At 54.9% G+C, this 16,785-nt stretch carries 18 protein-coding genes; 13 read left to right on the top strand and 5 right to left on the bottom strand.

All coding sequences use genetic code 11. From position 1 onward, the window contains the following. Positions 1-10: 10 nt before the first annotated feature. The 4 genes from TH25_RS04705 to pcaQ form a co-directional block, all read right to left on the bottom strand. Positions 11-1,402 (bottom strand): TRAP transporter large permease, encoded by a 1,392-nt coding sequence (locus TH25_RS04705; RefSeq protein ID WP_114087286.1) that lies wholly within the window; start codon positions 1,400-1,402, stop codon positions 11-13. Next, entirely contained in the window at positions 1,395-1,892 is a 498-nt protein-coding gene (locus tag TH25_RS04710) for a TRAP transporter small permease (RefSeq protein WP_114087287.1), read from the bottom strand. Before TH25_RS04710 ends, TH25_RS04705 begins: the two co-directional genes overlap by 8 nt. 71 nt (positions 1,893-1,963) lie before the next feature. Then, complete coding sequence (locus tag TH25_RS04715) at positions 1,964-3,001, bottom strand: TRAP transporter substrate-binding protein (RefSeq protein WP_114087288.1); 1,038 nt, start codon at positions 2,999-3,001, stop codon at positions 1,964-1,966. Positions 3,002-3,198: 197 nt separating this feature from the next. Then, on the bottom strand, positions 3,199-4,131 hold the full coding sequence (gene pcaQ / locus TH25_RS04720; RefSeq protein WP_114087289.1) for a pca operon transcription factor PcaQ: 933 nt from the start codon (positions 4,129-4,131) through the stop codon (positions 3,199-3,201). Positions 4,132-4,259: 128 nt separating this feature from the next. Here pcaQ and pcaD point away from each other — a divergent pair, with 128 nt between their 5' ends. The 8 genes from pcaD (at position 4,260) to TH25_RS04760 (ending at position 11,104) form a co-directional block, all read left to right on the top strand. Next, positions 4,260-5,060 (top strand): 3-oxoadipate enol-lactonase, encoded by an 801-nt coding sequence (pcaD, locus tag TH25_RS04725; RefSeq protein ID WP_114087290.1) that lies wholly within the window; start codon positions 4,260-4,262, stop codon positions 5,058-5,060. Further along, the gene (gene pcaC / locus TH25_RS04730; RefSeq protein WP_220151343.1) at positions 5,053-5,460 is read left to right on the top strand and encodes a 4-carboxymuconolactone decarboxylase; all 408 of its coding nucleotides are present in this window, start codon (positions 5,053-5,055) and stop codon (positions 5,458-5,460) included. Before pcaD ends, pcaC begins: the two co-directional genes overlap by 8 nt. After that, entirely contained in the window at positions 5,457-6,158 is a 702-nt protein-coding gene (gene pcaH, locus TH25_RS04735; RefSeq protein WP_114087292.1) for a protocatechuate 3,4-dioxygenase subunit beta, read from the top strand. Before pcaC ends, pcaH begins: the two co-directional genes overlap by 4 nt. A 3-nt stretch (positions 6,159-6,161) precedes the next feature. Continuing rightward, positions 6,162-6,749 carry a protocatechuate 3,4-dioxygenase subunit alpha gene (gene pcaG, locus TH25_RS04740; protein WP_114087293.1) on the top strand — a complete coding sequence of 196 codons (588 nt, stop codon included), beginning with the start codon at positions 6,162-6,164 and terminating at the stop codon, positions 6,747-6,749. 94 nt (positions 6,750-6,843) lie between these two features. Next, positions 6,844-7,695: a CoA transferase subunit A gene (locus TH25_RS04745; protein ID WP_181847416.1), complete on the top strand. Its 852-nt coding sequence runs from the start codon at positions 6,844-6,846 to the stop codon at positions 7,693-7,695. A 2-nt stretch (positions 7,696-7,697) separates the two neighbouring features. Beyond that, a complete protein-coding gene (locus TH25_RS04750) occupies positions 7,698-8,468 on the top strand; it encodes a CoA-transferase subunit beta (RefSeq protein WP_114087523.1) in 771 nt (256 codons plus the stop codon). Positions 8,469-8,471: 3 nt separating this feature from the next. Next, positions 8,472-9,677: a 3-oxoadipyl-CoA thiolase gene (gene pcaF / locus TH25_RS04755; protein WP_114087295.1), complete on the top strand. Its 1,206-nt coding sequence runs from the start codon at positions 8,472-8,474 to the stop codon at positions 9,675-9,677. Positions 9,678-9,763: 86 nt separating this feature from the next. Next, positions 9,764-11,104 carry a 3-carboxy-cis,cis-muconate cycloisomerase gene (locus TH25_RS04760; RefSeq protein ID WP_114087296.1) on the top strand — a complete coding sequence of 447 codons (1,341 nt, stop codon included), beginning with the start codon at positions 9,764-9,766 and terminating at the stop codon, positions 11,102-11,104. Between the two features lie 46 nt (positions 11,105-11,150). Here the strand turns inward: TH25_RS04760 and TH25_RS04765 are convergent, their stop codons facing one another. Next, positions 11,151-11,879, bottom strand: coding sequence for a TenA family protein (locus TH25_RS04765; RefSeq protein WP_114087297.1), 729 nt, complete (start codon positions 11,877-11,879; stop codon positions 11,151-11,153). Positions 11,880-12,077: 198 nt separating this feature from the next. Between TH25_RS04765 and TH25_RS04770 the strand changes: the two genes are divergently transcribed. From TH25_RS04770 to TH25_RS04790, 5 genes are all read left to right on the top strand, one after another. Continuing rightward, entirely contained in the window at positions 12,078-12,329 is a 252-nt protein-coding gene (locus tag TH25_RS04770; protein WP_114087298.1) for a YgaP family membrane protein, read from the top strand. Beyond that, complete coding sequence (locus TH25_RS04775; RefSeq protein WP_114087299.1) at positions 12,326-13,231, top strand: MBL fold metallo-hydrolase; 906 nt, start codon at positions 12,326-12,328, stop codon at positions 13,229-13,231. The genes TH25_RS04770 and TH25_RS04775 overlap by 4 nt, the downstream gene beginning before the upstream one ends. Before the next feature lie 40 nt (positions 13,232-13,271). Then, the gene (locus TH25_RS04780) at positions 13,272-13,685 is read left to right on the top strand and encodes a protein tyrosine phosphatase family protein (RefSeq protein WP_114087300.1); all 414 of its coding nucleotides are present in this window, start codon (positions 13,272-13,274) and stop codon (positions 13,683-13,685) included. 153 nt (positions 13,686-13,838) lie between these two features. Then, positions 13,839-15,575, top strand: coding sequence for a SulP family inorganic anion transporter (locus TH25_RS04785; protein WP_114087301.1), 1,737 nt, complete (start codon positions 13,839-13,841; stop codon positions 15,573-15,575). A 99-nt stretch (positions 15,576-15,674) separates the two neighbouring features. After that, positions 15,675-16,781 (top strand): GNAT family N-acetyltransferase/peptidase C39 family protein, encoded by a 1,107-nt coding sequence (locus TH25_RS04790; RefSeq protein ID WP_114087302.1) that lies wholly within the window; start codon positions 15,675-15,677, stop codon positions 16,779-16,781. Positions 16,782-16,785 lie beyond the last annotated feature (4 nt).

Raw genomic sequence — 16,785 nt, forward strand, 5'->3', positions numbered from 1 at the left:
TTTGCGTTTTTTACCCGCCTAAAAGGGTGGGGACCAGCAATGTCAGGGCCGGGATAAAGACAATCAGGGCAATGCGCACAATTTCGGCGGTGAAAAATGGCATCACTCCTTTGAAAGTCTGGCTCATGGGCACACCCTCGGCAAGGGCATTGATGATAAATACATTCAGGCCGACAGGTGGGGTGATCAAACCCAGTTCCACAACAATCAGCGACAAAATCCCAAACCAGATTTTAAGATCCTCTGCCCCCATGCCATAGGCGGCGGTGGCGGCAGTTGCAAAATCGCCGCCATTGATATTGACCAGGGCCGGCCAGAAAAACGGGATCACCACGACAATCATGGAAAGGCTTTCCATGAAACAGCCCAGAACAACCAGGGCCAACAACATCAAAACCATCACCAGCCAGGGGTCCAGGCCGCTATTGGCCGCCGCATTTGCCATAAAGGCTGGCAGCCCGGCCCGGCTGAAAAAGCCTTTCAGGACTTCTGCGCCCAGCAGGATGAAAAATATCATCGAACTGGTTACGGATGTATCGCGAAGCGCCTGTTTGATGCCGCGCAGATCAAGCCCTTCTTTCCCGCGCCAGTGCATGACCAGCCCATAGGCCAAAATGGCAAACACACCCACACCTGCCGCCGGGGTCGGCGTAAACAGGCCCGCGCCCAAACCAAGGATAATGGCCCCGAAAATCGCCATGACCGGAATCAGGCGTAGCAGGGCCTGTTTGCGCTCTGCCGGGGCCATTGGTTCGGGCAGGGGGGCCAGGTCGGGTTTCAGGCGCACCTGAATGGCAATCACCAGCATGAAAAAGGCCACTGCGATCAGGCCGGGAATAATAGCTGCCTGAAACATCTGAATGATCGATGCTTCGACCGTGACCGCATAAATTACAAGGGCCACCGATGGCGGGATCAGAATGCCAAGTGTACCACCCGCCGCCAGCGTGCCAGTGGCAAGGCGCGGCGCATAATTCAGGCGGCGCAATTCCGGCAGGGCAACACGCCCCATTGTCGATGCGGTGGCAAGGGAGGAGCCGCAAACCGCCCCAAACCCGGCGCAGGCCCCAATGGCTGCCATGGCAACACCCCCGCGAAAACGGCCCAGAATGGCATTCACTCCCTGAAACAGATCGCGCGACAAATTGGCCTGGCTGGCAAGGTAGCCCATCAGCACAAATAACGGCACCACCGACAATTCATAATTGGAAACAATGCCCCACAGCAGCGATTTGAATTGCTGTAAATAGGGTTCAAAACGCAAAAACGGGAAAAAGATGCTCAGCACAAAATTCCCGCCAATGCCGACGCCGACCATCGCCAGGCCCACCGGAATACGCAGGGCGAGCAGGAAAAACAAAACACCCAGCCCGCCAATACCAATCAATTCGCGCTCAGACATGGGCGTTTCTTTCAAAAATCTGGGTCATGCACACAAGCGCCCACAGGAACATTGCAATAATGCCCGGCACATAAAACGGCCAAAGCTGCCAGCCCAGAATGGCCGACATGGCATTGTCGTCATAAACCTCAAGCAAGCCTCGGATCATCATGTATCCCAGAAACAGGGCAAGTGCGGCCATCAGGGTGGCTGAAACAACATCCACCGCCCGGCCAAACCAGGCGGGAAACAGTTTCATGAATACATCAACGGCAACATGGCCATAACGGGTCTGGCAATAGGGAAACATCATCAAGGCCGCCGAACTGACAACCAGACTGACAAAATCCTCGTATCCCGGAATGGCCGGAAAACTCGTGCCAAACAGACGGGCAATTTTATCAATGGCAAAACCACCAACATTGACAATGGTGACAATGGTAATCAGCAGTGCCAGAATACCGCCCAAGACGGCCAGGATTGATGCAGCTTGAAAAAGCAGGCGTTTCATCGGCAGGGGCAACCTTGCAGAAGGAAAACGGGACCATTTAGGATACTGTTATGAATGGCCCCTTTTGTTTCTTATTCGTCAGTATGTTTCAGAACCGCGGCCTTGGCTTCCTCAACCAGTGTATCGGCATTGTCGATGCCTTCGGCCTTGGCTTCCTGAACCCAACGGTCAATGACACCGGCTGATGCGTCATCAAATGTCTTTTTCTGTTCCGGCGTCAGTTCAATGATCTGGCCCTTGCCATCGCGAATAAGCTGTTTTCCGGCCTCTTCCACCTTATTCCAGACCTCACCGGCATGGGCGTAAAAATCACGACCGGTATTTTCATCAAGGATTTTTTTCAAATCATCGGGCAGGCTTTCATAGCGGTCCCTGTTCATCGCCAGCAGGAAAACGCTGGTGCCAAAACGGGAATTTTTGCCTTCGCCTTCAACGGCATAGGAAACAAGTTCATTGAGTTTCAGGGGGCCGACAACTTCAAACGGCACCATTCCGCCATCGACAACACCCAGCGACATGGCCTGCGTAAGGGCGGGGACAGGCATACCCACAGGTTCAGCCCCCCAGCTTTCAATCACCCAGCTTCCGGTGCGGGTGGGGGTGCGCAGCTTCAGGCCCTTTACATCGGCGACGGTGTGGACTTCTTTTTTTGTTGTAAAAATGGCCTGGCCGGTATGCACATGCACCAGCAGCGGATGAATGTCTTTCAGGTCCGGGGCCAGTTCGTCCATCATGTCATAAATGGCAAGATTGGTTGTCCTTGCATCGCCCAGATGCACGCCTGGCAGCTCGAATACTTCGGTATGCGGGAAAACGCCTGGCGTATAGCCCGGCAGCGTCCATACAATATCGGCAAGGCCATCACGCACCTGGCGATAAAGCTCCGGCGGGTTTCCACCCATCGACATGGAGGGGAAAATTTCAAATTTGATCCGCCCGCCAGATTCCTTTTCGATCTTTTGCGTCCAGGGTTCCAGCAGATCCTTCTGGATCGGGGCCTTGGGGCCCAAAAAATGATGAATGGTTAGCGTGACTTCCTGTGCCTGCGCCCCGAACGAGGCCAGGCTGGCAATGGCAGCCCCCGCAAACAGCTTTGTAAGGTAATTCATGTTTCCTCCTGATGTCTCCACAAGGCCTGTTGTGCCAGGCTCCGGGTGCATGTCCGTTCATGAAAAATGACGAACATTTATTATTGGTGAGTGCCCAGTGACGGTCTTTATATCCCCAGTTTCGCGGATTGTAGTTTGATTGGAACGGTTATGTATAATGATATTGAGGCTGTTATACATAACCAGATGTTTATGCGTTATTGGGTGTTCGTGGCGAGATACCGTGTCGTTTCCTCGCGGATGACATTGATCAGCATTTCCACCGGCGGTGAGGACGGGGCATCAACCCGGGTCGTCAATCCAACTGGACCGAATGTGTCGCTGGTATCAAAGGGCAGTTCGACGAGCACACCCTCCGCCAGATCGGTCGCAATAACCCCGTTTGAAATAATCCAGACTGCATCACTTTCGCGGGTAAAAGCCCGCCCGAAGGTTGTCGAGACGGTTTCAATGCGATCAGGCAGGGCCCCAATGCCATTGGCAATCAGCAAACGGTCCACGGCAGGCCGTATGATGGCTGTGGGGGTTGGCACCAGCACGGTGTAATCGCGAATTTTTGTTAAATCGGGGCTTTTATCATGCAGCAAAGGATGCCCGGGCCGCACAACCAGTGAAATCTGTTCGGAATAAAGATGCAGAAAGGACAGGCCCGACATTTGATCCGGCTCTGCCAGGCGTCCAATCACCAGATCGAGTTCGCCCACCCGCAATTGCCCCAGCAAAATGGTGTTAAGCCCGGTAATTACGCGAATAGTGGTCGTATTGCCGAGCGTTTTGAAGCGTTTCAGGGCTGCGGGCACAATGGTGGCCGCAACGGTGGGCAGCACGCCAATTGTAATGGTCAATCCGCCCTGGGCGCGTACCTGGCTGATACTGTCCACCCCCTGGCGCAACGCCGTCACACTGGCCCCGGCATAGCGCAAAAAAACCTTGCCATAATCCGTTAAGGCAACACCGCGCTTGGAACGGTCAAACAGGCGGGCATCCAAATGTTCTTCGAGTTCACGCAGGGTTTTTGAAACGGCGGGCTGGGTGATGGCCAATGTATCGGCGGCCTTGACCACACTTCGCTGGCGCGCAACCTCCAGAAAGCAGGTCAGGTGACGGAATTTGATGCGATGATCCAGCATGAAGCGCCCCGTTTTTGCTGCTGATGATCGAAACATAATTAAATAGTTATGCAAAAAGCGCAAATACTCATTTTACATAACCAAAACTCTTTGGGCATGATGCTGCTATCATTTCAGGGTGGACACATATGACATTAAAAGTTGCCAAGCTGAACGGAATACACCTGCATTACGCCGATCATGGCAAACAGGACGGGCCGGTTGTGGTTTTTTCAAACTCGCTGGGGACGGACCTGCGCATATGGGACGACGTGGTTGCGCATCTGTCGTCCGATTATCGCCTGATCACCTATGACAAGCGCGGGCATGGTTTGTCCGGGATTGGTGATCAGCCCTACAGTATTGAACTTCATACGCGCGACCTGCTGGCATTGCTGGATCATTTGCAAATTGACCGGGCCGTGATTTGTGGCCTTTCGGTTGGCGGGATGATTGCCCAGCACATTGCCGCGATGGCGCCGGACCGCATATCGGGCCTGGTTTTATGTGATACCGCGCCCAAAATTGGCGACGCGGCGGCCTGGAATAGCCGCATTGATGCCATCGAAAAGGGCGGCATGGAGGCCATTGGCGATGCCGTTATAGCGCGCTGGCTGACCGATGATTACCGCGCCACACAAACGGCCATGACGGCGCTTTATCATACGATGCTGGTGCGCTGCCCGGTTGCGGGCTATGGCGGCACCTGTGCTGCCATTCGCGATGCGGATTTGACGGAAAATACCGCCAAAATCGACCTGCCGGTCATGTGTGTCGCAGGGTCTGTTGATTTATCCACCCCGCCCGAACTGGTTGGCAAAATGGCGGCGCTTGTCCCCAATGCCGGTTTCACCGTGATCGAGAATGTCGGCCATCTTCCGCCGGTCGAAACCCCGGACCAACTGGCCGGGATCATTGATACATTTATCAGGGAGAACGGCCTTGGCTGAAAACCGGTTTGAACAGGGGATGAAAACCCGACGGTCCGTGCTGGGCGACCCCCATGTGGATCGGGCCTCGGCCAACATTACGGAACTTGATGATTTTTTTCAGCAATACATCACCGAAAATGTCTGGGGCGCATTATGGACCAACCCGGCCTTATCACGGCGGGAACGTTCGATCATTACCATCGCGCTGATGGCCGCCCTGGGCCACGAAGAAGAACTGGCAATGCACTTGCGGGCAACCGTCAATACCGGTGCCAGCCGGGATGACATTCGCGAAGCCCTGATGCACGTTGCGATATATGCGGGTATCCCGGCAGGAAATACCGCCTTTCGCATTGCCAAGCAGGTTTTTGCCGAGTTGGATAATCAAAAGCCGGATCAGGGAGAAACACAATCATGAGCGGGTTTAAACCGCGTGACTGGAGCAGCCACGCCCCTTATATCGCACCCGATTACAAATCCACCATCCTGCGCGGGCCAACCAAACCGCTGATGTCCCTTTCAGGCGGCATATCCGAAGCCAGCGGCCCGGTTTTTGCCCGTGCCGCCGTTCGTGATCTGGACTGGGATTTAACCCGCAATGGCCGCGTGAATGGCGAACCGATTGGCGAACGCATTGTTGTGCATGGCAAGGTGATGGACGGGGATGGCCGCCCCGTTCCCCATACCCTGATCGAGGTATGGCAGGCCAATGCCGCCGGGCGGTATGTCCATAAGGTGGACCAGCACGATGCGCCGCTGGATCCGAATTTTCGTGGTTCCGGCCGCTGCATGAGTGACGAGAACGGCAATTATGTTTTCTATACCATCAAACCGGGTGCTTATCCGTGGGGTAACCATTTTAATGCCTGGCGGCCCAACCATATCCATTTGTCCCTGTTCGGGCCGGGTTTTGCCACCCGCCTGGTGACACAAATGTATTTTCCCGGCGATCCGCTGCTGGCGCTCGACCCGATATTTCTGGGCACACCTGACGAAGCCGCGCGCAACCGGCTGATTTCAAAATTCTCGATCGACAAAACCGAGGAAGGCTTTGCCCTTGGTTATCAGTTTGACATCGTCCTGCGCGGACGTCTTGCCACCCCGATGGAGGATTAAGCCATGACATATGGAGAAACCCCGTCGCAAACGGTTGGGCCTTATTTCGCCTATGGCCTGACGCCGGGGCAATATGGCTATGATTTTAGTGATATTGCCAACCACATTGTGGCCGGGCCGGATGCCAAAGGTGAACATATTCGCATTATCGGCCAGGTTCTGGACGGCGAGGGTATGCCGGTTTCCGATGCCATGATCGAAATCTGGCAGGCGGATCATGAAGGTGTCTACCGCACCGAACCGGTCAGCATTGAAAATGCCGGTTTTCGGGGGCTGGGGCGTTGTGGCACCGGAACGGATGCGCAAAATCGCTTTGTTTTTGAAACCATCAAGCCCGGATGTGTTGTTGACGCGACGGCACCTTTCATCAATGTCACGGTGTTTATGCGCGGGATGCTGGTGCATGCCTTTACCCGGCTGTATTTCGACGATGAAGCGGCGGCAAATGCCCGGTGCCCGGTTTTGCAGTCCGTCCCGGCGGATCGCCGCGATACCCTGATTGCCAAACGCGCAGACACGGCAACCGGGCCGGAATATTGCTTTGACATTCATATGCAGGGCAACCGCGAAACCGTGTTTTTCGACGTTTAACGCCTTTTTTGGTTGGGGGTAGTTACGCATCTCAGGATGGCTGCCCCAAGGATTTCTTTTGACCCGGGAGAGTGTTTCTGTGGTTGCTCAATTCATGTCTTTGAAAGACGCTATTGCGACCTGTGTTCAGGATGGGGATACGGTCGCAATGGAAGGTTTCACCCATCTGATCCCCCATGCTGCCGGGCACGAGATCATTCGCCAGAAAAAACGCGATCTAACGCTGATTCGTATGACGCCGGATATGATTTACGACCAGTTGATTGGCGCCGGATGCGCCAAAAAACTGGTGTTTTCATGGGGCGGTAATCCGGGCGTTGGCTCGCTGCATCGCTTGCGTGATGCCATTGAAAATAGCTGGCCCCGCGCGCTGGAAATTGAAGAGCACAGCCATGCGGCAATGGCAAATGCCTATGATGCCGGGGCGGCGGGCCTGCCCTGTGCCGTGTTCAAGGGCTATCGCGGGGCCGAACTGCCGCGCGTCAACCCCAACATCAAATTCATCGAATGCCCCTTTACCGGCGAACGTCTGGCTGCCGTGCCCGCCATTCGCCCTGATGTGGCAGTGGTGCATGCGCAAAAGGCCAACCGTAAGGGCGATATCCTGTTTGAAGGCATTGTTGGCGTACAAAAGGAAGCCGTTTTGGCCGCCCGCAAATCGATCATCACGGTCGAGGAAATTGTCGATGATTTTAACGATGTGCCGTTTAACGCGGTGATGCTGCCCAACTGGGCGGTCACGGCGGTGGTGCATGTGCCAGGTGGGGCGCATCCATCCTATGCCCAAGGCTATTACAAACGCGATAACGCCTTTTACAAGGCCTGGGATAATATCGCCAAAGACCGCGACAGTTTTAACAACTGGCTGGATCAGCATGTGTTTAACGGTGGACCCAAAGATTTTGAAGCCCCCCTGAAGGCACAACACAGCAAGGCGGAGGCATGATCATGACGGATTATAATTCGACAGAAATGATGACGGTCACGGCTGCACGCGCCCTTAAAAATGATGATGTCTGTTTTGTTGGGATCGGCATGCCATCGGCGGCGTGTAACCTGGCGCGCCTGACACACGCGCCAGACATCACCCTGATTTACGAAAGCGGCACCATCGGCACCAAGCCCGATGTGCTGCCCCTGTCGATTGGCGATGGGGAATTATGCGAAACGGCGATGAATACTGTGCCGGTCACGGAAATGTTCCGCTATTGGCTACAGGGGGGCAAAATATCGGTGGGTTTCTTGGGGGCAGCCCAGCTTGATAAATTTGGTAATATCAACACCACCGTGATTGGTGATTACGATAACCCCAAGGTGCGCCTGCCTGGTGGCGGCGGAGCACCGGAAATTGCCACCAGTTGCGGCGAGATTTTTCTGGTCATGAAGCAAAGCAAACGTGGCTTTGTTGAAAAAATCGACTTTGTTACCTCGCTTGGCTATGGCAAGGGCGGCGATGATCGGGCAAGCTATGGTGTCACCACCAAGGGGCCATCGCGCCTGATAACCGATTTGTGCATTATGGAACCGCATCCCGCCGACAGGCATTTCATCGTGACATCCATTCATCCCGGTGTCAGCCGCGACGATATTATCGCCGCGACCGGCTGGCAGGTTGAATTTGCCGACAAGGTTGCTGAAACGCCTGTACCGTCGGCCCATGAATTGCAGGTTCTGCGCGATTTGCATGCCCGCACCAACGCCGCACATGAGGGCCAGTAAAGAATGACCGACGCCTATATCTGCGATTATATCCGCACCCCGATTGGCCGTTTTGGCGGGGTATTATCCTCCGTCCGGGCAGATGATCTGGCCGCTATTCCGTTACGTGCGCTGGTTGATCGCAATCCGAATGTCGATTTTGCCGCGATTAATGACGTGATCATGGGCTGTGCCAACCAGGCGGGCGAGGATAACCGCAATGTGGCCCGCATGGCAGTTTTGCTGGCAGGCCTGCCCGAAAATGTAACCGGTACAACGGTGAACCGCCTGTGCGGGTCGGGCATGGATGCCATTATTATGGCGGCCCGTGCGATTAAGGCGGGTGAGGCCGATTTAATGGTCGCGGGCGGTGTTGAAAGCATGTCGCGCGCCCCCTTTGTCATGCCCAAGGCGACCTCGGCCTTTTCGCGCAATGCCGAAATTTACGATACAACCATTGGCTGGCGTTTTGTAAATCCGGTGATGAAAAAGCAATATGGCATCGATTCAATGCCCGAAACCGGCGAAAACGTGGCCGAGGATTTCAGTATTTCCCGTGCCGACCAGGATGCCTTTGCCGTGCGTTCACAGGACAAGGCCATTGCCGCACAGGAAAATGGCACCTTGGCCGAGGAAATTGTGCCTGTGACCATTCCCCAGCGCAAAGGCGATGATATTATCGTATCGCAGGACGAACATCCGCGCCCCGGGACAACGGAGGAAAAACTTGGCAAATTGCCAACCCCGTTTCGGGAAGGTGGAACGGTTACGGCGGGTAATGCCTCGGGGGTCAATGACGGGGCGGCTGCCCTGATTGTGGCATCGGCGGCGGCGGTTAAAAAATATGGCCTAACGCCGATTGCCCGCATTGTTGGCGGGGCAACGGCAGGGGTGCCGCCGCGTATTATGGGCTTTGGCCCGGCACCGGCAACGCGCAACCTGATGGCGCGGTTTGACCTGTCGCTGGACCAGTTTGATGTCATTGAACTGAACGAGGCATTTGCATCGCAAGGCTTGGCAACATTGCGCGACCTTGGCATTGCCGATGACGATGCCCGTGTGAACCCCAATGGCGGGGCCATTGCCCTGGGGCATCCTTTGGGAATGTCGGGCGCACGCATTACCGGCACCGCCGCACGGCAGTTAAAACGATCCGGCGGCAAATATGCCCTGGCAACCATGTGCATTGGTGTGGGGCAGGGCATCGCCATTGCCCTTGAAGCGGTGTAACGGGATCATTGCCCGCAAAGCCGGGATAAGCGTTATGGTGGCGATTCATAACGGATCGCCATCCTTTTTTCTGAATGGGGATAAGCATGAGCCTGTCACCCTTTGATTCCGCCCTGTATGGCGACCTTTTCGCCGATGCGGAAATTGCGGCCTATTTTAGTGATGATGCCGTGATTGCCTCAATGGTGCTGTTTGAAACGGCACTGGCGGCGGCACAGGCACGGGCGGGCCTTGTTCCACAGGTGGCGGCAGATAAAATTACCGCCGCCTGCCGTGATTTTACCCCGGATCCGGCATCACTGGCAGCGTCCACTGCAAATACGGGGGTGCCGGTGCCGGGCCTGGTCAAGGCGATCAAGGCGCATGTGGGCGGGGATGCCGCGCGTTATGTGCATTTTGGAGCCACCAGCCAGGATGTGGTTGATACGGCCCTGGTTTTGCGTATGCGCGATGTGGTGGCGACCTTGCGCCATCGCATGCGCAAAATTATTAAGTCATTGATGAACCTTGCCGATGATCACCGCGCAACCGTGATGGCGGGGCGAACCCGCAGCCAACAGGCGGTTCCGACAACCTTTGGCCTTAAGGTTGCCGGTTGGCTCATGCCGCTGGTGCGTCTGGATCATCAATTGGCCGTCAGTGCACGGCAATTTTTGCGTCTGTCCTTTGGCGGGGCGGCGGGAACACTGGCATCAATCGGGCCTGCGGGGCAGGAGGTTGAGCAAGCCCTGGCCGACGAATTGGGGCTGGAAATTGCCGAACTGCCCTGGCATAGCCAGCGCGATATGGTCGTTGATCTGGCCTCGAAATTAACGTCGTTAACTTGTGCCTTTGGCAAAATCGGCCAGGATCTGGTTTTGTTATCGCAGTCCGAAATTGCCGAGGTAACATTGGCCAATGGCGGCGGGTCATCGACCATGCCGCACAAGGCAAACCCGGTTGCTGCGGAAATGTTGGTCACACTGGCACGCTTTGGCGCAACGCAAATGTCGCATTTGCATCATGCGCAAATCCACGAACATGAACGCAGTGGCATCGCCTGGTTGCAGGAATGGCTGGCATTGCCCGAAATCGTTATGGCCTGTGGCAAGGCCACGGCGTTGATGCTGTCATTGCTGGGGCATCTGCAGGTCAATACTGCAAAAATGCGCGAAAATATCGACATTTCGCGCGGTGCTATGTTGGCGGAGGCCGCAACATTTGCCCTGGCCGATCATATGGACCGCGATATGGCCGACAAGCTGGTTAAACAGGCGGTTGCGACCTCGTTGGCGCAAGGCACCCATTTGTTTGATGAATTGCCGAAATTGACCGATGCAGGTGTTGATTGGCGAAAGGTGCGCGACCCGGCCAATTATCTTGGCCTGAATGATGTCTATATTGACCGCGTATTGGGGGCGGCACATCGGATCCTGACAGAAGGGTAAACCGATTGCAGGCACCGCCCCTTATTATTATCGTTCGGTTTCGGTATCATTCACCATTTTGGGCGGCGTCAAAAAAATCAACCTCAAGCCGTGTGGCCGCGGCAAAATAGCGCTGGCATTCCGCGCGTGCGGTATCGTCCAGTGTGGGGCCGATATGATCAAGCTGCGCGTTCAGATAGGCCACCACGCTGGCAAAATAATCACCGGTATGAAGGTCAATCCATTCGGAAAACCAGAAATCAAGCGGCGGATTATCGGGTACGGTTTTTGCGACCCGGTCCGCCCAGCCAAGATAACTGCCTTCAGCCACCGCTAGCACCGCAACCATATTGGCATAGCTGTTGCTGGTTAGCGCCTCGCTCATCAGGTTTTTAAATCCTCTGGTTGCATCCCAGTCGGGTGTGCCGAAACGCTGGTTATTGCGCACGCCAAGGGCGGTGAAACACCGTTCAAAATAGGTGTTTTCCTTGCCTGTCACCAGGGCCAGAAACTGGCAACCGGGAATACGGTCCGCCAGGGTCGGCGCATGGGCGACCGCACCGGCCAATAGCGCGACAAAACGGTCCAGAAACCGATGGTCCTGCACCAGATAGCGGCGCAAATTTTCTGTTGGAACGGCACCTTGTCCCCACGCATCGGTAAAGGGATGATGGGTTGCGCGGTGCCAGTCATCGGCAACGCTTGCGATCAGCCATTTTGAAAAACCCTGACCGGGATTTTCCTGTTGCCATTCCGGCCAGTCTTTGGCCGTTCCCATCTTTTTGGAATCAGTCATAAACCCGTCTCCAGCTTCGATATGATAGCAGAGCTAGCATGGAGGTGCTTATACTGCAACAAAGTTGCAATCATTACGGTGTTAACCCTGACTGAGATACGCGCAAGAGTTCATTTAACAGAGAAATATGCGCAAATTACATTTGTAAAACATAATTTAATGATATATGGTTTGTGAAATTCTGTATTGGAGGTCGAAATGACAAATATTGGTCGTCTGGATCGTGCGGCACGGTTCATTGCCGGTCTTGTTTTTCTGGTTCTGCCCTTTGTGCTTGCGGGCGAGGGTGGCGTCATGGCGGCGATGGGGGGCTACGCCTGGCTGTCGTTCCTGGTGGGTGCTGTCATGCTGGCGACAGCCGTTTTCCGGTTTTGCCCGGCATACTGGCTGTTTGGTATTCGTACCTGCCAGATTGGCAATCAGGGCGGGCGTGCCGAGGCAAAGAAATGACGGACCTGCAGGAAATTTTGTCCTTCACGCAGGCGGGGCCAGCCCCCCTTGTGAAGGCGTTTTTTGATCCGGACACATTTACCATCAGTTATGTTGTGCGCGACCCGAATTCCTCTGCCTGTGCCATCCTCGACAGCGTGCTGGATTATGATCCGGCGGCAGGCCGCATTAACTATGCCTCGGCAGATGCCATCATTGCCTATATCCGGGCGGAAGGCCTGAATGTGGAATGGGTACTGGAAACCCATATTCATGCCGATCATCTTTCCGCTGCCCCCTACCTGAAACAGGAACTGGGCGGGACAATGGCGATAGGGGCAAATATCACGATCGTGCAGGACCATTTCGGCAAGGTTTTTAATGCCGGAACCGAATTTTCCCGCACCGGTTGCCAGTTTGACCGGCTGTTTAATGACGGCGATCAATTTGAAATTGGCAGTTTGCATGTGTGTGCCCTGCATACGCCGGGTCATACGCCGGCCTGCATGTCCTATCTGATCGGGGATGCCGTTTTTGTCGGGGATACCCTGTTTATGCCCGATTACGGGTCGGCACGCTGCGATTTCCCCGGCGGGGATGCACATGCGCTTTATCATTCGGTTCGGCGGTTGCTGTCCTTGCCCGGTGAAACCCGCATGTTCATGTGTCACGATTACAAGGCACCTGGGCGTGATGATTATCGCTGGGAAACAACCGTTGCCGAAGAACGGGCACACAACGTGCATCTCAAGGACGGTGTTGGCGAGCATGAATTTGTTACAATGCGCCACGCTCGGGATTCAAAACTGGGTATGCCGCGTCTTATTTTGCCATCAATCCAGGTAAATATGCGCGGCGGGGAGTTGCCACCGGCCGAAGATAATGGCATCCGTTATCTCAAGGTGCCGCTGAACATGTTTTAAACATGTCCGGCCATCGAGATAACAAAACGGAAGTGCCATAATGAAACGTCTTAGCGATGAATTGACCGTCTCCCCCCAGGTTCCGCTGGAGGCCATTCCCGCCATTGCCGATGCCGGTTTTAAAACCATCATTTGCAACCGCCCCGATCAGGAAGACCCGGGCCAGCCGTCCTTTGACGATATTCGTGCCAAAGCTGAAGAACATGGGCTGCAAGCCGTGTTCATGCCTGTCGTTAGCGGCAATGTCCAGGACGCCGATGCTGATGCGTTTGCTGATACCCTTGCCAAGGCGGCCAAGCCTGTTTTTGCCTATTGTCGTACAGGTACGCGCTGCACCATTTTGTGGTCGCTTGCCAATGCCGGTAAATTGCCGACTGACGACATTGTCAATGCAGCCGCCACTGCCGGTTATGACATGTCCGGCCTTGTGCCGCGCATTGAAGCACGCCGTTAAGCTAAAACCGGCTTGCTCGATGTTTCGGCAGGCCGGTTTTCAGTTCGCGGGGGCTTTGGGTCGACAATTTTGTGATCAGGTTGTCGCCCGTCGATGATGGCCGCAGGCGCAAGGGGGATGGGCAGGTCAAAGACCATCATAAAGGAATAACAATTGCGCCCGCTTTCCCGTTTTTTCCCCATTCTGGATTGGGGACGGCGTTATAATCGCCAGCTTGCCGCCAATGATTTTGTCGCCGCCGTGATCGTTTCGATCATGCTTGTCCCGCAAAGTCTGGCTTATGCCATGTTGGCGGGTTTGCCGCCCGAGGTTGGCTTATATGCCAGTATTTTGCCGCTGGTTGCCTATGCTGTTTTTGGCACCTCGGCAACACTGGCGGTGGGGCCGGTTGCCCTGATATCGTTAATGACGGCATCCATTATCGGGGCTGCACATTTGCCTTCCGGCATAAGCCCGGTTTTGGCTGCCATGACTCTGGCCGTTATTTCCGGTATTATTTTGCTGGCGATGGGGCTGTTCCGGCTGGGTTTTATCGCCAATTTTTTAAGTCATCCGGTTATTTCCGGTTTTGTCAGTGCGTCTGGCGTTTTAATTGCGGTTGGTCAGGTGCGGCATTTGCTTGGCGTGCCCAAAACCGAAGGCAATCTGGCGGAAATTCTGGCGGCTTTGCTGTCCCATCTTCCCGATATCAATATTCCCACCGTCATTTTGGGTTTTGGCTGCCTGGGATTCCTGTTTTGGGTGCGTCGGGGGCTGCCAGCCATTCTACATCGTGTGGGGCTGGTTGGCATGTGGGCCACCTTCATTGTCCGGGCCGGGCCGGTTTTGGCGGTGATTATCACAACATTGGCAAGCTGGTATTTTGACCTGGCATCGCACGGGGTTAAAATTGTCGGCACAATCCCGCAGGGGTTTCCGGCCTTTGCCATGCCGTCCTTTAACCTGCAATTATGGCATCAACTGGCATTGCCCGCCTTGCTGATCAGTGTGATCGGTTTTGTCGAAACCGTTTCTGTCGCCCAGACACTGGCGGCAAAACGACGGCAGCGTATTCGCCCCGATCAGGAACTGATTGCGCTCGGCATGGCCAATCTGGGGGCGGGGTTTGCGGGTGGTTTGCCGGTCACGGGTGGTTTTGCCCGTTCGATGGTTAATTTTGATGCCGGGGCGCAAACCCCGGCGGCGGGTTTAATGACCGCAATTGGTATTGCGGCTGCAACCCTGTTTTTAACTCCGGTTTTGTATTATTTGCCCCAGGCGACATTGGCGGCCACCATCATTGTTGCGGTTTTAACCCTGGTGGATGTTACAGCCATCATCCATATTTTTCGCTATTCCCGTGCCGATTTTGCCGCGATGATGGTCACAATCGCTCTGACCCTGTTCTGGGGGATCGAACCGGGCATTGTCAGTGGTGTGGTGGTGTCCCTGATGCTGTATTTGCATCGTACCAGTCGCCCGCATATTGCTGTTGTGGGGCAAGTGCCCGGCACGGAACATTTTCGCAATGTCCTGCGCCATGATGTGGCGACAGGCACATCGGTTCTTACCGTGCGTCCCGATGAAAGCCTGTATTTTGCCAATTGCCGCTATCTGGAGGACCGCATTTATGCCCTGATTGCCGAAAATCCGGCCTTGCAGCATGTTGTGTTAATGTGTTCGGCAATCAATGAAATTGATTCAAGCGGCCTTGAAAGCCTGCATGAAATTAATGCCCGTTTGCGCGATTCCGGGGTGAGCTTTAATCTGTCAGAGGTCAAAGGCCCGGTGATGGATCGCCTTGATCCCAGTGGTTTTGTCACTGAATTGACCGGACGGGTTTTTCTGTCGCAATATGATGCGCTGGCAACCCTTGATCCATCGGCACTTACGCCGTGCCGGATTGCATAAATTGCACTGGGCAATTTGGGGATTTCGGGGAAAATATGCTGTTTCCCGGCCAGCAGAGTAACTCTGGTACCGCCCGCATATCCCGAAGGCTTTATCTATATGATTGACCCTGTCTTGCGTCTGGCAACGGATGCCGATCTTGCTGCTTTGGTACGTATTGAAAAAACCTGTTTTGATCAGGACCGCATGACGCGCCGCACCATGCGGCATTTCATGACCAGTACGACCGCCCGGTTTTGGGTCGCAGTGTGTGACGATGCCGTTATTGGCTATGTGGTGGTCATTCATCGCAGCAACACCGCCTTGGCGCGCCTTTATAGCATGGCGGTGGAACCGGCCTTTCAGCGGGCCGGTATCGGGCAAATGTTGCTGCGCCGGGCCGAGGAAACCACGCTGGACTTTGGTGCCCCCATATTGCGCCTGGAGGTCCATCCGCAAAATGGGGCGGCCATTTCGCTATATCGTAAAAACGGCTATCAGGAATTCGCCCTCTATCCCGATTATTACCCCGATCACAGCCCGGCTTTGCGCATGGAAAAGGTTTTGGTGCCGCAATCCCTCCGTCGTCCGTCACCGTTGCATTTTTATCATCAAACCCTGCCTTTTACCTGTGGTCCGGCATCTCTGATGATGGCGATGAATGCCTTGAACCCCGCCATTGAAATGGACCGCAGCAGCGAAATTGCCCTTTGGCGCGAGGCAACCACCATTTTCATGACATCCGGTCATGGTGGCTGTGGGCCATTGGGACTGGCACTGGCGGCACACAGGCGGGGGTTTAAGGCCGAAGTTCTTGTCTCGCGCGAGGGACCGTTATTTGTCGATACCGTGCGCAAGGACCAAAACCGCAAGGTGGTTGAACTGGTGCATTACGATTTTGCCGATCAGGCAGCCGAAGCAGGCATTCCCGTAACAGCCGGGGCCTTTGGCATTGATGACATCGAACGTCACACGCGCGATGGGCAAATGGCGCTGGTTTTGATCAGCCAGTATCGCATTTATGGCGATAAAATTCCGCATTGGGTGGTGGTTTCGGGCTTTGATGACCGGTTTGTTTACGTGACCGACCCCGATATTGGCGAGGATGACGAGCCCTATAACGGCAGCGATTGTGTTTCCGTGCCCATCCTGCGCCACGAATTTGATTTGATGGCACGTTATGGCCGATCAAAGCTTCAGGCAGCGGTCTTTATCGCCAAAGCATAAATAA

Source organism: Thalassospira profundimaris (assembly GCF_003326755.1).
Taxonomy (GTDB): domain Bacteria; phylum Pseudomonadota; class Alphaproteobacteria; order Rhodospirillales; family Thalassospiraceae; genus Thalassospira; species Thalassospira profundimaris_B.

What these genes read in the sequence shown, in the direction of transcription:
- TH25_RS04780 (WP_114087300.1), top strand. Translation starts at nt 13,272, where the DNA reads ATGAAACGTCTTAGCGATGAATTGACCGTCTCCCCCCAGGTTCCGCTG.
- TH25_RS04750 (WP_114087523.1), top strand. Translation starts at nt 7,698, where the DNA reads ATGACGGATTATAATTCGACAGAAATGATGACGGTCACGGCTGCACGC.
- pcaF (WP_114087295.1), top strand. Translation starts at nt 8,472, where the DNA reads ATGACCGACGCCTATATCTGCGATTATATCCGCACCCCGATTGGCCGT.
- TH25_RS04790 (WP_114087302.1), top strand. Translation starts at nt 15,675, where the DNA reads ATGATTGACCCTGTCTTGCGTCTGGCAACGGATGCCGATCTTGCTGCT.
- TH25_RS04775 (WP_114087299.1), top strand. Translation starts at nt 12,326, where the DNA reads ATGACGGACCTGCAGGAAATTTTGTCCTTCACGCAGGCGGGGCCAGCC.
- TH25_RS04765 (WP_114087297.1), bottom strand. Translation starts at nt 11,879, where the DNA reads ATGACTGATTCCAAAAAGATGGGAACGGCCAAAGACTGGCCGGAATGG.
- TH25_RS04715 (WP_114087288.1), bottom strand. Translation starts at nt 3,001, where the DNA reads ATGAATTACCTTACAAAGCTGTTTGCGGGGGCTGCCATTGCCAGCCTG.
- TH25_RS04760 (WP_114087296.1), top strand. Translation starts at nt 9,764, where the DNA reads ATGAGCCTGTCACCCTTTGATTCCGCCCTGTATGGCGACCTTTTCGCC.
- pcaD (WP_114087290.1), top strand. Translation starts at nt 4,260, where the DNA reads ATGACATTAAAAGTTGCCAAGCTGAACGGAATACACCTGCATTACGCC.
- TH25_RS04745 (WP_181847416.1), top strand. Translation starts at nt 6,844, where the DNA reads ATGTCTTTGAAAGACGCTATTGCGACCTGTGTTCAGGATGGGGATACG.
- pcaH (WP_114087292.1), top strand. Translation starts at nt 5,457, where the DNA reads ATGAGCGGGTTTAAACCGCGTGACTGGAGCAGCCACGCCCCTTATATC.
- pcaQ (WP_114087289.1), bottom strand. Translation starts at nt 4,131, where the DNA reads ATGCTGGATCATCGCATCAAATTCCGTCACCTGACCTGCTTTCTGGAG.
- TH25_RS04770 (WP_114087298.1), top strand. Translation starts at nt 12,078, where the DNA reads ATGACAAATATTGGTCGTCTGGATCGTGCGGCACGGTTCATTGCCGGT.
- TH25_RS04710 (WP_114087287.1), bottom strand. Translation starts at nt 1,892, where the DNA reads ATGAAACGCCTGCTTTTTCAAGCTGCATCAATCCTGGCCGTCTTGGGC.
- pcaG (WP_114087293.1), top strand. Translation starts at nt 6,162, where the DNA reads ATGACATATGGAGAAACCCCGTCGCAAACGGTTGGGCCTTATTTCGCC.
- TH25_RS04705 (WP_114087286.1), bottom strand. Translation starts at nt 1,402, where the DNA reads ATGTCTGAGCGCGAATTGATTGGTATTGGCGGGCTGGGTGTTTTGTTT.